Consider the following 14,341-nt stretch of genomic DNA (forward strand, 5'->3'; position numbering starts at 1 on the left):
CATGACCGCAGAACCGATCGAGCAGCCGCGCACGTCCGACCGGACGCTGGAGATCATCGCGCGCCCCGGCGCGAGTCTCGAAGGACTCGGGAAACAGCTGTCGTTCTACGGCCGGGCGCTCGCCTGGTCGCCGCGCACGATCCGGCGCTACGGCCGCGAAACCACCCGGCTGCTCACCGAAGTCTGCTTCGGCACCGGCGGGCTCGCGGTGATCGGCGGGACGCTCGGCGTGATGATCGGCATGACGCTGTTCACCGGTCTCATCGTGGGCCTGCAGGGGTATTCGGCGCTGAACCAGCTCGGCACCGCCGCGCTCACCGGGTTCATTTCGGCCTACTTCAACACTCGCGAGGTCGCGCCGCTGTCGGCCGGGCTCGCGCTGTCGGCCACTGTCGGCTGCGGTTTCACCGCACAGCTCGGCGCGATGCGGATTTCCGAAGAGATCGACGCGCTCGAAGTGATGGCCGTGCCGAGCATGCCGTATCTGGTCACCACGCGCGTGCTCGCCGGGGTCACCGCGGTGATCCCGCTGTACGCGGTGGGTCTGCTGTCCTCGTACCTCGCGTCGCGGCAGATCACCATCTGGCTCTACGGCCAGTCTGCGGGCACCTACGACCATTACTTCACGCTGTTCCTCCCGCCCGAGGACGTGCTCTGGTCGTTCGCCAAGGTGATCGTGTTCAGCGTGCTGGTGATCCTTTCCCATTGCTACTACGGCTATACCGCGTCCGGCGGACCGGCCGGGGTGGGCATCGCGGTGGGCCGCGCGGTGCGCACGTCGATCGTGCTGATCTCGGTGCTGGACTTCTTCCTGAGCCTCGCGATCTGGGGCGCGAACACGACAGTGCGGATATCCGGATGAGTACCCGTCGAGAGTTGCGCAAACGGCTCCAGTACCAGGTGCTGGGCCTGATCTTCCTGGTCGTGGCGGCGTTGTTCTTCACCACGACGATCGCCGCGTACCGCAAGGTGTTCACGCCGGTCACGCTCGTGAAGCTGGAGACCGACCACGTCGGCAGCCAGCTGCGGGTCGGCGGCGACGTGAAGGTGCGCGGCATGCTCGTCGGCGAGATCCGCGACGTGCGGCCGGTCGGCGACCACGCGGAGCTGGAACTGGCGCTGCAGCCGGACAAGACCGACGTGATCCCGTCGAACGTTTCGGCGCGGCTGCTGCCGAAAACGCTGTTCGGCGAACGGTATGTCGCGCTCCAGCTGCCTGAGCAGGCGCAGCGGCCGATCAAGGCGGGCGACGTCATCCCGCAGGACCGCAGCAGCACCGCGATCGAGCTGGAGCAGGTGCTCAACCACGTCATGCCGTTGTTGCAGGCGGTGCAGCCGGAAAAGCTGTCCAGCACGCTCAACGCCGTGTCCGCCGCGCTCGACGGCCGCGGCAAGAAGCTCGGCGAGACGCTGACCCAGCTGTCGGACTACCTCGGCAAGCTCAACCCGTCGCTGCCCGACCTCAAGGCCGACATCACCGGACTGGCCAACGTTTCCGGCATTTACGACAAGGCCGCACCGGACGCACTCCAGGCGCTCGCGGACCTCACCACGACGACGCAGACCATCGTGGAGAAACAGCACGGCCTGACCGATCTGTACGCCTCGGTGACCGGCACCGCCACCGACCTGACGCGCTTCCTGGAAGTCAACAAGGACAACATCATCCGCCTCACCACCGCCGTGCAGCCCACGCTCGACGTGCTCGCGAAGTACGCGCCGGAATACCCGTGCCTGTTCAAGCAGCTGGCCGGGACGGTGCCGAACGCGGAGCTGGCGTTCGGCAAGGGCACCGCGCATCCGGAGGTCAGCCGCGTGACGATCGAGTTCTCGGCGAGCCGCGGCAAGTACCTGCCCGGCGTCGACGAGCCGAAGTACGACGACAAACGCGGCCCGCGCTGTTATCCGCAGGTGCCGAAACCCGGGCACTGGCCGCAGTATCCGCCCGACGGCGCGGTGAAGGACGGGGCGAGCAAACCCGCTCCGCCGCACAATCCGGACGGCACGCTGCCCAGCGACTTCACCAACGGCCCGCTGCCCGGCGGGTCCGGATCGACCGGCGGCGCGCCGAGCATCGTCGGGTCGGCCGACGAACAGAAACTGCTCGACCTGCTCGCCTCGCCGACGCTGAACACCACGCCGGACACCGTGCCGGGCTGGTCGGCGCTGCTGGTCGGGCCGCTGTACCGCGGGGCGGAGGTGGAGCTGAAATGAGGTCGTTCGTTCCCGCGCTGATCAAGATCGGCGTTTTCGCCGTGGTCACCGTGCTGCTCACCGGCATCCTCGCCACCACCATCGCGAACACGAACTTCGGCGACACCGCGGCCTACGTCGCGAAGTTCACCGACGCGTCCGGTCTGCAAGCGGGCGACGACGTGCGGATCTCCGGCGTGAAAGTCGGCCAGGTCGAGACGATCGGGGTCGACCAGGGCGAGCAGAACTACGCCGAGGTGCGCTTCCTCGTCGAATCGGCGTACAAGCTGCCCTCGCTGGCCACCGCGACGATCAAGTACCGCAACCTCGTCGGGCAGCGCTACCTCTCGCTCGGCACCGACGTCAGCGGCGGTGACACGCTGTCTCCCGGCGGCACCATCCCGCCGGAGCGGACGAAACCGGCGCTCAACCTGACCGTGCTGTTCAACGGGTTCAAGCCGCTGTTCAAGGCGCTGGACCCGAAGGAGGTCAACCAGCTTTCCGCCGAGATCGTGCAGGTGTTCCAGGGCGAGGGCGGCACGATCACCAGCCTGCTTTCGCACACCGCGTCGATCACGTCGGCGATCGCGGGCAAGGACAAGGTGATCGGGCAGGTCATCGACAACCTCAACCAGGTGCTCAGCACGGTCAACGCGCGCGGCCCGCAGCTCGGCGACCTGGTCGACCAGACGCAGCGGCTGGTGAGCGGGCTGGCCGAGCAGCGCAAGCCGATCGGCGACGCGGTGGGCGCGCTCGGCGACCTGACCAACGCGACCGCGGGCCTGCTCGCCGACGCGCGACCGGTCGTGCAGCAGGACGTGACGCAGCTCGGGAAGCTGGCGAACAACCTCAACGATTCGCAGCCGCTCATCGAGCATCTGCTGCAGGTGCTCCCGGGGAACCTGGAAAAGTTCACCCGGACCCTGAGCTACGGCAGCTGGTTCAACTACTACCTGTGCGGGATCGAAGGCACCATCGGCATTTCCTCGCTGGACGTGACGCTGCCGATCGTGCCCGTCCCCGGCACCGAACGCGCGCCGAGGTGTGGCCCGTGAAGCGGCTCAAAGACCGGAACCAGGCGAGCGTCGGCGCGGTGACGCTCGTGCTCATCGTGCTGATCACCGCGGTGACGTACTTTTCCGACAGCATCCCGATGTTCGGCAACGGCACCACTTACACCGCGGCGTTCGCCGAGTCCGCCGGGCTCGCGGCGGACAACGAGGTGCAGGTGGCCGGGGTCAAGGTCGGGCAGGTGACCTCGGTGGAGCTGGGGCACAAACAGGTGCTCGTGAAGTTCCGGGTGAAGGGCGTGCGGGTCGGCGACGCGACGACGGCGTCGATCGAGATCAAGACGCTGCTGGGGGAGAAATACCTCGCGCTGGACACCAAAGGCGGGGGCACGCAGGCTCCCGGCGACACGATCCCGGTGCAGCGCACGCGGACGCCGTTCCAGCTGCAGGACGCGTTCAACCAGCTGTCCACCACGGTCGGCGACATCGACACCAAGCAGCTGGCGCAGAGCTTCACCGCGCTGTCGGATTCCCTCAAGGACAGTCCGCAGTACTTGAAGGACACGCTGTCCGGGCTGTCGGCGCTGTCGAAGACGGTGTCCTCGCGCGACGCCGATCTGCACACGCTGCTGGCCAACACGAGCAAGATCTCGAAGACGCTGTCCGACCGGAACGCCCAGCTGCAGCAGGTGATCAGCGACGGCAATCTGCTGCTGACCGAACTGCAGCAGCGCCGCGAGCAGATCAGCACGCTGCTCAAGGGCACGCAGGAGATTTCGAAGCAGCTGTCCGGACTGGTCGCGGACAACCGCACGCAGATCGGGCCGACGCTCGCCGCGCTCGGGAAGGTCACCGACGTGTTGCAGCGCAACCAGGGCAATCTCGACCGGAGCCTGCAGCTGATGGCCCCGTTCGCCCGGGTCGGCGCTAACGCGACTGGCAACGGGCGCTGGTTCGAGGGGTATCTGTGCGGGCTGCTGCCTCCGACGATCACGGTGGGCGGGCTGTCGATCAACCCGGAGGGCTGTACGCCGCCGATCTCCGCGCCTGATCAAGGGGTAGGTGGACGATGACTGTCGATACGCGCGCTGGGCGCAGTTTGGTCACCTGGCTCGGGTTCGCTTGTGTAGCCGCGCTTTTGCTTACGGCGGGCATTTACTTCGCGCTGCGCGACACCGGCGGAACCAAAATCTCGGCCTACTTCGGCAAAACCGTCGGCCTGTACGCCGGTTCGTCCGTGCGCGTGCTGGGTGTCCCGGTCGGCGAGGTGACCGCGGTGACACCGGCGGGTCAAGCGGTGCGGGTCGACATGAAGGTCAACGACGACGTCCCGATCCCGAAGGACGTCGGCGCGGTCGTCGTCTCGCCGAGCCTGGTGAGCGACCGGTACGTCCAGCTGACCCCGGCGTACGACAGCGGGCCGACGATCGCCAGCGGGACCGTGCTGGCGCGCGACAAAACCGCGACGCCGGTCGAACTGGACGACCTCTACGCGAGCCTCGACAAGCTGTCCACCGCGCTGGGACCCAACGGGGCCAACAAAAACGGCGCCTTCTCCGATCTGCTGGACACGGCGGCGGCCAACCTCAAGGGCAACGGCAAGGACCTGAACTCGACCGTCACCCGGCTCGCCGAACTGGCCGGCACGCTCGACGATTCCAAGGACGACCTGTTCTCCACGGTGAAGAACCTGAACTCCTTCACCTCCGCACTGTCCCAAAGCGACAGCCAGCTGAACGAGTTCTACCAGCGGCTCGCGGACGTCAGCGGGTTCCTCGCCGACGATTCGCACGACGTCGGGGCCGCGCTCGAATCGCTCTCGACGTCGCTGCAGGACGTGAAGCAGTTCGTGGCGGACAACAAGAACGGGCTTTCGTCCAATGTGGCCAAACTGGCCTCGCTCACCAAGGTGCTGGTGGACCAGCGGGCCGCGCTCGCCGAGGTGCTCGACATCGCGCCGACCGGGGCGACGAACTTCATCAACACCTACGACGCGGCGTCCGGCACGATCGCGGTGCGCGACAACCTCAACGAGATCACCAACCCGCCGATCCTCACCGTCTGCCGGTTGATCAGCGCGGGCACGCCGAAGCCGCTGCCGGACACGCTCGGCAATATCTGCAAGAAGCTCGCGCCGGTGCTCGACGGCACGCTCAAGCTGCCGTCCATCCCGCAGGCGTTGAACTCCTTGCAGAACGGCCAGTTGCCGCCGTTGCCACTGCCGCTGACGGACGTGCTGACGCAGAAACCCGGAGGTGGCAAGTGAAACGCCTCCGCAAACGGCTGGCGGGCGCGCTCGCCGGGGTGCTGGTGCTCGCCGGATGCAGCGACGGCGGCTTCAACGGGCTGTACTCGACGCCGCTGCCCGGCGGCCCGGACGTCGGCGACCATCCCTACCACGTGACCGCGTTGTTCACCGACGTGCTGGACCTGGTGCCGCAGGCGAACGTGAAGGTGAACGACGTCGCGGTCGGGCGGATCGACCGGATCGCGCTCACCCCGGACACCCGGGCCGCACTCGTGTCGATGACGGTCAACGGCGACGTTCAGCTGCCCGCCAACGCGCGCGCCGAGCTGCGTCAGTCGAGTCTGCTCGGCGAGAAGTTCGTGCAGCTGAGCGCGCCGACCGCGGAGAAACCGGCGGGCAAGCTCGCCGACGGGGCGCAGATCCCGCTCGGGCGCACGAACCGCAACCCGGAGATCGAAGAAGTGCTGGGCGCGTTGTCGCTGCTGCTCAACGGCGGCGGCGTGGACCAGCTGCAGAACATCAGCCATGAACTCAACGACGCGCTGTCGGGCAACGAACCGCAGATGCGCGCACTGCTGTCCAGAGTGGACGAACTGGCCACCCAGCTGGACGGGCACAAGGGCGAAATCCTGCGCGCGATCGACGGGCTGGACAAGCTGTCTGCCACGCTGGCCGGGCAGAAGCAGAACCTCGCCACCGCGCTGGACAAACTCGCGCCGGGCTTGAAGATCGTCGCCGACCAGCGCGACCAGCTGGTGGGGATGCTGAACGCGCTGAACAAGCTGTCCGGCGTCGCGGTCGACACGGTGAACCGCAGCCGGGACCAGCTCATCGCGAACCTCAAGGCGCTGGAGCCGACGCTGCGCCAGCTCAGCGCGGCGGGCAAGGACCTGCCGAACGCGCTGCGGATCCTGCTCACCTACCCGTTCCCGGACTACGCGGGCAACGTGATCAAGGGCGACTACGCGAACGTCGACGCGCGGATCAACCTCGATCTCGACAAGCTGGTGCAGAACTTCACGAACTCGTCGCAGCCGCCGTTCCAGCTGCCGACGCCTTCGACCTCCGGCAGCGCTCCGCCTGTCGCCGGGCAAGCCACGCCGCAGCTGCCGTTGCCCTTGCCGAACACCCCGGCCACGGGCGGAGCCAAACCGGGGTACGGCGGCGTGCTGGGCGGGTTGCTCGGCGGTCTGCTGGGAGGCGGCTGATGAACACGCGCAAAACCCGGATCCAGCTGCTGGTGTTCTTCGTGATCGCCGTCGTGTCGGTGACGTACGCGGGCGGCCGGTACGCCGGTCTCGACCGGATTTTCGGCAACCGCGGCTACCACGTGACACTCCAGCTTCCCGACTCCGGCGGGGTTTTCGTCAATTCCGAGGTCGCCTACCGCGGCGTCACGGTCGGCCGGGTCGGGGCGATGACGCTCACCCCGCACGGCATCGACGTCCGGCTCGACATCGACTCCGGCGGCCCGGACATCCCGTCCGCGCTGCACGCGCAGGTGGCGAACCGGTCGGCGGTGGGGGAGCAGTTCGTGGACCTGCTGCCGGACCGCGAAACCGGGCCGTATCTGGAGGACGGTTCGGTGATCGCGCAGGACCGCACGTCGCTGCCCGCGACGCCGGATTCCGTGCTGACGCATCTCGACGGCCTGGTCGCGAGCGTCCATCCGGAATCGTTGAAGACCGTGGTGGACGAGACGTACGACGCGTTCGCCGGTTCCGGTCCGCAACTGCAGAAACTGTTGGACAGCACCAGTTCGCTCACCGCGACGGCCGCCCAGTACGTGCCGGACACGCAAGGATTGCTGGCGAATTCGCGCACCGTGTTCGCCACGCAGGAGCGGCAGGCGCAGAACATCACGGCGTTCGCGTCCGGGCTCAAGACGATCGCCGGGCAGTTGAAGTCTTCGGATCCGGCTCTCCGCAAGGTGATCGACGAAGCTCCGCAGCTCAGCCGGCAGATCAGCGACGTGCTCGCGACGTCCGGCACCGACCTCGGGGTGTTGTTCGCGAACTCGCTCACCACCGCGCAGGTCACGTCGATGCGCAAGGACGCGATCGAGGAGCTGCTGGTGGCATACCCGGTGATTTCGGCGTTCTCGCCGACGACCTCGCCGGACGGCACAGGACATCTGGGCGTGGTGTTCAACTTCTTCGATCCGCATTCGTGCACGAAGGGCTACGAGGGCACGAAACAGCGTCCGGCCAACGACACGAGCGAAGCGCCGGTCAACATGAACGCTTACTGCGCGGAACCGCCGGGCAGCCCGACTGAGGTGCGGGGTGCGCAGAACGCGCCGTACGCCGGGAAACCGCCCGCGATTCCGGCCGCGCCCCAGGCGTCCGCGCCTTCGGACCAGGGTTCGCAGCAGCAGTTGCCCGGTCTGCTGGGGCAGCTGACCGCGCCGCTCAAGGGCGGGCTCGGGGCGTTGCTGGGCGGTTCGTGATGGCTGAGGAAAGCGAGGAAGTTGTTGCGGGGCAGCCCTTCCTGAATGGACGGGTGCTGACCGTGCTGGCCGTAGTCGCGGTTCTGGCCGCCGCCTGGTTCGGCTGGTCGTGGTGGAGCGCGGCGCACGACGACAGCCTCGCCCGCGGCCGCGCCCGGGACGCCGTGCTGGCCGCCGCGAGCACGGATCTGGTCACGCTCAACACGATCGACTACCGCACCAGCGCGGTCGACGTGGACCGCTGGATCGCCGCGACGACCGGGCAGTACGGCAAAGACCTCTCCGGCGACCGGCAGCTGCAGATCGACCGCGCCAAGCGCACCAAAACCGTGTCGACGGCTTCCTTGGTGCAAGCCGCTGTCACTGAACTGAACCCTTCGGCAGGCACCGCGCGGCTGATCGCGGTCCTGAATGTCCGCGTGAGCACCGGTGATGGTGCGCCTTCGGCGAAGCAGGCGCGCTTGGCCGTGGACTTCGCGCGGGACGGCGACACGTGGAAGATCGGCGGCGTCCAGGCGGTGGGCTCGTGAACCGGCGGACGATCGCCGCCAGTGTGCTCGGGGTCGCGCTGGCGTGTGCGGTGTGGTTCGGGGTGCAAGCGTCGCTGTTGCAGCCCGAGGACGACGAGGCGATGGTCGATCCCGTCGCGACGGCCCAGGTCACCGACCAGGTCAGCGCCGCGGTCAAGGCGGTTTTTTCCTACGACTACGCGAATCTGGACCGCACCGCCCGCGCCGCGGCTGACGTCCTGACCGGCTCCGCGGTGGGCCAGTATCAAAGCCAGTTCGCTGCGGCCCGTCAGCGCGCGACGAACGAAAAGCTAGTCCGGACAACGACAGTACGTGCGATCGGCGTCCGGTCCCTGCACGGCGACGACGCGAGCCTGCTGCTTTTCCTCGACCAGCAAACGATCCTGCCCGGCGGTGGCGCGCCTCAGTCGTCGGTCGGGCAGCTGTCCGTGACCGCGCATCGCACCGACGGGCAGTGGAAGATCACCGCGCTGGATCCGCTGTAGCCGTCCGGCCGAGCAGTTCGCTCACCTCGCGGGCAAGCGACACCGACGCCTCGATCTCGACCTTGCGGATGGACACGCTCTCCACGAGGAAACCGAAGGGCATCCCCAGCTTGCGGCAGAAGGCAGCGAGGTCGCGCGCGTTGGCCAGGCATTGCTCGTACGATTCGGCCAGTGTGTCGTCCGCGTGGCGCAGGGAATTCTCCAGCCAGCGCGGGACGTGGACGCCGAGCCACTTGAGGAACGCCAGCGTCTTCGCCGAACCGCACACCGACAGGGTGAAGAGGACGGGCTTGGGGTCGAGACCCTGATCGCGGCAGGCGTAGAAGTAGTCGGAGACCATGCTTTTGGCCGCGTCGGCGCTGTAGATCACCTGCGAGATGAAGTACGCGCAGCCGGCCTGCTGTTTGGCGATCAGCCGCAGGTGCTCGTCGGGCCGTTCGGTGATGGCGACGCCGCCGAGCAGCAGGTCCGGACGAACGTCCCGGCGCATCGCCTGCGCCTCGGACAGCCGGGTGTGCACCTGCTTGTTCTTCGAGGACGCCCCGACGAAAACGGACAGCACGCGCTCGGGGTCGGCGGTCCGCAGCCAGTCCCGCAGCTCGCTCTCCGGGTACTTGCCGACGCAGCGGTAGATGACCGCGGGGCGGTTCCACTGGCTGAGATAGTCCGCGTGGTAGACGGCGGGGTCGAGGGTCGGCAAGTAGGGGAACGGCCGCTCTTCGGGGTTGCGATCGCTCTCGTCGTCGATGTCGTAGAGGGCGAGCCCGTCGACGTCCAGGGATTCCAGCCGCGCCAAGGTGGCGGCGGTGATTTCCCGGATCCGCTCGGGGGAGTTGCTGAGGCGGGGCGGGGTGATGCCGAACAGCAGGACGCCGCGATCGGGATGGGTCAGCTGGGTCCGGAGAGTGTGGTCCGCCATGGGGCGGAAGTTAGCAGCCGGGACTGTCAGGTCGCGGCCCGGCGCTGGATCACTGTGTCCAGCGCCGCGCGGGACGACTGGAGCTGGGCGAGCGCCGCGTCGATCCGGTCGCGTTCGCCGCGCAGCCGTTCGAGCACCCCGTCGCAGGCGGGCGTCAGCGGTTCGTCGCGGACGCACGAGCCGATCTCGGCGATCGTCGCGGTCGGCAGGCCCGCGGCGAGCAGCTCCCGGATCCGCAGCACCGCTCCGACGTCGGCCTCCGCGTAGTCGCGGTAGCCGTTCGGGGTGCGAGCCGGGTGCAGGAGGCCCTGTTTTTCGTAGTACCGCAGCAGTTGCTCGTCGACGCCGGTCCGCTTGGACAGCTCCCCGATGCGCATGTGTCCTGGGCTCCGTTGACTTGACCTTGTAATCGGTTTCAAGGATTAGCGTCGCGATCGCCGAAGTCAAGCAGCAGTGACGCAGGAGGAATGAGAAGTGACGAAAGTGCTGGTCGCGGGGGCCACGGGGATGCTGGGCAGCGAGATCGCGGCGAGCCTGCTCCGGCGTGGCGCGCAGGTGCGGGCGCTGGTCCGGCCGGAGAGCGCCGGGGCCGAAGCGGCGCGGACGGTGAAGGAACGGGGAGCGGAAATCGTCCAGGGCACGCTGGAGCGCCCCGAGCACGCGCTGGACGGCGTGGACGTGGTCGTCTCGGCGGTGCAGGGCGGGCCGGACGTCGTTGTGGACGGGCAGCTCGCCTTGTTCAGCGCCGCGGAGAAGGCCGGGGTGTCCCGGCTGATCCCGTCGGATTTCGCGGTGGACCTGTTCCGGCTCGACGACGGGGACAACGTCTTCCTCGACGACCGGCGGAAGGCGCACGAGGCGTTCGCCGGCGCCGGGATCCCGGTGACGTCCGTCCTCAACGGCGCGTTCCACGAGGTGACGACCGCGCCGTTCCTGGAAATCGTGGACTGGGAGAACGGAACGTTCAGCTATTGGGGCGACGGCGACGAGCCGTGCGATTTCACCACCGTCGCGGACACCGCGGCCTACACCGCCGCGGTGGCGCTGGACGCGGCCGTCTCCGGGCCGGTCCGGGTGGCCGGTGACGTGCTGTCCATGAAGGACTTCCACGACGCCTTGGAGCGCGGTTCCGGACGCCGTCTCGCCCTTCGGCGGCTCGGCGGCACGGAGGAACTGGCGGCGGAGATCGAACGCCGCAAGGCCGTCGCTTCCGGACCCGCGGATTACGTTGCGCTGCAGTATGTCTGGTCGATGGTCACCGGGAAGGCGAAGCTGAGCCCGCTCGACAACGACCGTTACCCGGACATCCGCCCGACCGGGATGGCGGAGTTCGCCCGCCGGTTCGCGCGCTGAGCTGGCGTGGCCTCAGGCTGGGCGGCCTGAGGCCACGAGGGCTCACTCCGCGAACGGACCGCCGTCCCCGAAGACCCGCTTGGCGAACCGTTCCCCGACCAGCCGGTGCGTAGCTGCGTCCGGATGGAGCGCGTCCGGCAGCGGATGCACGGCAAAATCCTCTTCCCCGTACAGCGAAAGGCCGTCCACGTAGTGCAGTGCCGGGTCCTTCCGGTCCCGGACGACCCGCGCCAGCTCCCGCCGGATCACCTTCAACGTCAGCTTCCCCGCCGCCACCTCGGCCGGATCGCCGGTCGCCTTGAACCGGAGCGTCCCGTCGCTGAAATCCGGCGCGCCCGGGCCGGGGGTGTCCTCGTGGATCGGGCAGTGCAGCGGCGAAACCACCACCAGCGGAACGTCCGGATGCCCTTCCCGGATCGTGTCCAGGAATCCGTGCACGGCCGGGCCGAACGCACGCAGCCGCATCAGGTCCGCGTTCACCACGTTGATGCCCAGCTTCACGCTCACCAGATCCGCGGGCGTGTCCCGCATCGCCCTCGCCGTGAAGGGGTCCAGCAGCGCGCTCCCGCTGAAACCCAGGTTGATCAGGTCCACCCCGGCGGCCGCGGCGGCTAGCGCGGGCCACGTCTGAGACGGACCCGCCGCGCCGGTGCCGTGGCTGATCGAGCTGCCGTGGTGCAGCCAGACCCGCCGCGCGGGCGGCAGCGGGGAAACCGGCGCAGTGGTGCGCAACGCGATCAACCGCGTGGTTTCGTTGTGCGGCAACCAGATCTCGACGTCCTTGGGGCCCGACGGCAGGTCGGAGAACCGGACCGTGCCGGACGGGCCGGGGCGGGTCTCGCCCTCGCCGGTCATCATGTCGAGGATCAGGTCGTCTCCGCCGGAGACGGTCGCCGAGCCCGCCGGACGCCCGTTCAGCACCAGGTCGTAGACGCCGTCCGGCAGCGTCGGCACGCCTACGTAGCCGACCTTCGTGCGGTGGGTGTCCAGTTCGATCGCCGTCGATTCGGTGCGGAACGCCAAGCGCACGCCGGACGGCTGGGTCTCCGCCATCGCGAGCCTGCTGTCGGAGTTCTGCGCCCGCGCCCGTGCGGTCAGCCGGTGCGGCAGCAAGCCCTGCGGCGTGGGCTCCAGCTCAAGTGCACCGCGCACGAACTGCTCGCCGATCTCGGTGGTGATCCACTGCATGCCGCCGAGTCTGCCTTCCGGCGCGGCACGCCGCCAACGGATATCAGCCGTCCCACACCTGCGCGCCCTGGCGCAGCACCGCGACCGGGGCGGGCCCGGCGGACGGGAACAGGTCCAGCACGTACCGGAAATGCTCGCCGAACTCGTGGTCGTGCCATTCCGCGTCCGGCGGGCCGCTCTCCACATAGGACACTCGGACCCGGTACCGGCCGGGCGGGACCGGGATCCGGTGCTCCTGGCGCGCGTAATCGGCGGGACCGGCCAGCGTCAGCACTCCGCTGGGGACGTCGAGATCGGCTTCCACCACGTGGGACGCGTCCGGCGACACCGGCGGTATCGCGGCGCCGACCGCAACCTCGACCTCGACCCAGTCGGACCGCGCGGTCGCCACGGAGAGCGACGACGGCTCTACCGCGACGCGGTGCGCCGAGACCGCTTCGTCGGTCCATCCGCCGTCGCCGGGACGCCAGGCGTCCTTGTCCCGCAAGGAGAACTGCCGTTGGTCGGCATGCACCAGGTACCGCACAGGTCCCACGCTAGCCCACGAGAGCCGGGGGTCACCCGAACTGGCTTGCGCGAGCGGTTTAGCGTGGTGGTATGACCACAGCTCCTGTCGATGTCGACACTGCCCGTCGCGACTACGCCGCGCTGGTCGAGCGCGGACTGTCCCTGGACATCACCCGCGGCAAGCCGTCGCCCCGGCAGCTCGACCTCTCCGCGGATCTCCTGACGCTGCCGAACGGCCAGTACAAGGCCGAGGACGGCACCGACACCCGCAATTACGGCGGGCTCAAGGGGCTGCCGGAGCTGCGCCGCATCTTCGCCGGCGCCCTGCAGGTGCCGGTCGAGCAGCTGTTCGCGGCGGGCAACTCCAGCCTGGAGCTGATGCACGACACCATCGCGCAGGCGATGCTGAGCACCCTCCCGGGCGCCACCCGCCGCTGGGCCGACGAGCCGCGGATCGCGATGCTGTGCCCGGTGCCCGGCTACGACCGGCACTTCGCGCTCGCCGAGCGGTTCGGCATCGAGCTGATCCCGGTGCCGATGACCGAGACCGGCCCGGACATGGACGTCGTCGAACGGCTGGTCGCCGAGGACGCCGCGGTCAAGGGCATCTGGTGCGTGCCGAAGTACTCCAACCCGACGGGCGTCACGTTCAGCGCCGAGGTCGCCGGGCGGCTCGCCGCGATGCCGGCCGCCGCGCCGGACTTCCGGATCATCTGGGACAACGCCTACGCGGTGCACCACCTCACCGACGACGAGCCGGAGCTGGCCGACATCCTCGCGCTCTGCGCCGAGGCCGGGAACCCGGACCGCGCCTTCGTGTTCGGCTCCACCTCGAAGATCACCTTCGCCGGGGCCGGCGTCGGGTTCTTCGGCGCGTCCGAGGCCAACCTGGCCTGGTGGCAGAGCGTGCTCAGCAAGCGCACGATCGGCCCGGACAAGGTCAACCAGCTGCGCCACGCGCTGTTCCTCAAGGACGCCGAGGGTGTCCGCGCGCTCATGCGCAAGCACGCCGAGCTGATCGCGCCCAAGTTCGCCGCCGTCGAGCGCATCCTCTCCGAGGAGCTGAGCGACCTGGCGACCTGGACCAAGCCGACCGGCGGCTACTTCATCTCGCTCACGGTGCCCGAGGGCACCGCGAAGGAGGTCGTGCGGCTGGCCAAGGAGGCGGGCGTCGCGCTGACCCCGGCCGGGGCCACCCACCCGCACGGCAACGACCCGGCCGACGCGGTGATCCGCATCGCGCCGACCTTCCCGGAGCTGGCCGAGGTGGAGGAAGCCGTCCGCGCCCTCGCCGTCTGCGTGCGGCTTGCGGTCGCGCAGCGCGCCTGATCGCCCGGTCTGTGCCGCCGCCCCCCCCCCCCGGGGGGGAGGGACAAGCATTTTCCCAGGGGGGGGGGGGGGGGTTTTGTTTCTTTGTCGGGGTTGTTTTTTTTTGTCTTTGTATGGGGTGGTTACTCTA

The 14,341-nt window shown here is 68.8% G+C and carries 15 protein-coding genes; 11 read left to right on the plus strand and 4 right to left on the minus strand.

The annotated features are described in order from the left end of the window. Position 1: 1 nt before the first annotated feature. The 9 genes from ACZ63D_RS37040 to ACZ63D_RS37080 are packed head-to-tail and all read left to right on the plus strand — an operon-like array spanning position 2 to position 8,915. Positions 2 to 862, plus strand: a complete 861-nt coding sequence (locus tag ACZ63D_RS37040; protein ID WP_370939050.1) for an MlaE family ABC transporter permease — start codon at positions 2 to 4, stop codon at positions 860 to 862. Beyond that, a complete protein-coding gene (locus ACZ63D_RS37045; RefSeq protein ID WP_465358980.1) occupies positions 859 to 2,214 on the plus strand; it encodes an MCE family protein in 1,356 nt (451 codons plus the stop codon). The genes ACZ63D_RS37040 and ACZ63D_RS37045 overlap by 4 nt, the downstream gene beginning before the upstream one ends. After that, positions 2,211 to 3,248 carry an MCE family protein gene (locus ACZ63D_RS37050; protein ID WP_465358981.1) on the plus strand — a complete coding sequence of 346 codons (1,038 nt, stop codon included), beginning with the start codon at positions 2,211 to 2,213 and terminating at the stop codon, positions 3,246 to 3,248. The genes ACZ63D_RS37045 and ACZ63D_RS37050 overlap by 4 nt, the downstream gene beginning before the upstream one ends. Next, positions 3,245 to 4,276 carry an MlaD family protein gene (locus tag ACZ63D_RS37055; RefSeq protein ID WP_465358982.1) on the plus strand — a complete coding sequence of 344 codons (1,032 nt, stop codon included), beginning with the start codon at positions 3,245 to 3,247 and terminating at the stop codon, positions 4,274 to 4,276. The genes ACZ63D_RS37050 and ACZ63D_RS37055 overlap by 4 nt, the downstream gene beginning before the upstream one ends. Then, positions 4,273 to 5,469, plus strand: coding sequence for an MCE family protein (locus ACZ63D_RS37060; RefSeq protein ID WP_465358983.1), 1,197 nt, complete (start codon positions 4,273 to 4,275; stop codon positions 5,467 to 5,469). The genes ACZ63D_RS37055 and ACZ63D_RS37060 overlap by 4 nt, the downstream gene beginning before the upstream one ends. After that, positions 5,466 to 6,659: an MCE family protein gene (locus tag ACZ63D_RS37065; protein ID WP_465358984.1), complete on the plus strand. Its 1,194-nt coding sequence runs from the start codon at positions 5,466 to 5,468 to the stop codon at positions 6,657 to 6,659. The genes ACZ63D_RS37060 and ACZ63D_RS37065 overlap by 4 nt, the downstream gene beginning before the upstream one ends. Beyond that, a complete protein-coding gene (locus tag ACZ63D_RS37070; protein WP_465358985.1) occupies positions 6,659 to 7,900 on the plus strand; it encodes an MCE family protein in 1,242 nt (413 codons plus the stop codon). Before ACZ63D_RS37065 ends, ACZ63D_RS37070 begins: the two co-directional genes overlap by 1 nt. Further along, positions 7,900 to 8,430, plus strand: a complete 531-nt coding sequence (locus ACZ63D_RS37075) for a hypothetical protein (RefSeq protein ID WP_465358986.1) — start codon at positions 7,900 to 7,902, stop codon at positions 8,428 to 8,430. Before ACZ63D_RS37070 ends, ACZ63D_RS37075 begins: the two co-directional genes overlap by 1 nt. Further along, positions 8,427 to 8,915, plus strand: coding sequence for a hypothetical protein (locus tag ACZ63D_RS37080; RefSeq protein ID WP_465358987.1), 489 nt, complete (start codon positions 8,427 to 8,429; stop codon positions 8,913 to 8,915). Before ACZ63D_RS37075 ends, ACZ63D_RS37080 begins: the two co-directional genes overlap by 4 nt. Here ACZ63D_RS37080 and ACZ63D_RS37085 read toward each other — a convergent pair. Together ACZ63D_RS37085 and ACZ63D_RS37090 are read right to left on the minus strand one after the other, a co-directional pair. After that, positions 8,893 to 9,834 (minus strand): methylenetetrahydrofolate reductase, encoded by a 942-nt coding sequence (locus tag ACZ63D_RS37085; RefSeq protein ID WP_465358988.1) that lies wholly within the window; start codon positions 9,832 to 9,834, stop codon positions 8,893 to 8,895. The genes ACZ63D_RS37080 and ACZ63D_RS37085 overlap by 23 nt on opposite strands. 26 nt (positions 9,835 to 9,860) lie before the next feature. Further along, a complete protein-coding gene (locus tag ACZ63D_RS37090) occupies positions 9,861 to 10,211 on the minus strand; it encodes a MerR family transcriptional regulator (RefSeq protein WP_465358989.1) in 351 nt (116 codons plus the stop codon). A gap of 97 nt (positions 10,212 to 10,308) precedes the next feature. Here ACZ63D_RS37090 and ACZ63D_RS37095 point away from each other — a divergent pair, with 97 nt between their 5' ends. Beyond that, positions 10,309 to 11,187 carry an NmrA family NAD(P)-binding protein gene (locus tag ACZ63D_RS37095; RefSeq protein WP_465358990.1) on the plus strand — a complete coding sequence of 293 codons (879 nt, stop codon included), beginning with the start codon at positions 10,309 to 10,311 and terminating at the stop codon, positions 11,185 to 11,187. Between the two features lie 42 nt (positions 11,188 to 11,229). Here the strand turns inward: ACZ63D_RS37095 and ACZ63D_RS37100 are convergent, their stop codons facing one another. Then, on the minus strand, positions 11,230 to 12,375 hold the full coding sequence (locus ACZ63D_RS37100; RefSeq protein ID WP_465358991.1) for a GDSL-type esterase/lipase family protein: 1,146 nt from the start codon (positions 12,373 to 12,375) through the stop codon (positions 11,230 to 11,232). Between the two features lie 43 nt (positions 12,376 to 12,418). Next, positions 12,419 to 12,901 (minus strand): hypothetical protein, encoded by a 483-nt coding sequence (locus ACZ63D_RS37105; protein ID WP_465358992.1) that lies wholly within the window; start codon positions 12,899 to 12,901, stop codon positions 12,419 to 12,421. A 71-nt stretch (positions 12,902 to 12,972) separates the two neighbouring features. Between ACZ63D_RS37105 and ACZ63D_RS37110 the strand changes: the two genes are divergently transcribed. Beyond that, positions 12,973 to 14,211, plus strand: a complete 1,239-nt coding sequence (locus ACZ63D_RS37110; RefSeq protein ID WP_465358993.1) for an aspartate aminotransferase type Ic — start codon at positions 12,973 to 12,975, stop codon at positions 14,209 to 14,211. The last annotated feature ends 130 nt before the right edge of the window (positions 14,212 to 14,341 follow it).

It is taken from the genome of Amycolatopsis sp. NPDC104775 (assembly GCF_055583325.1).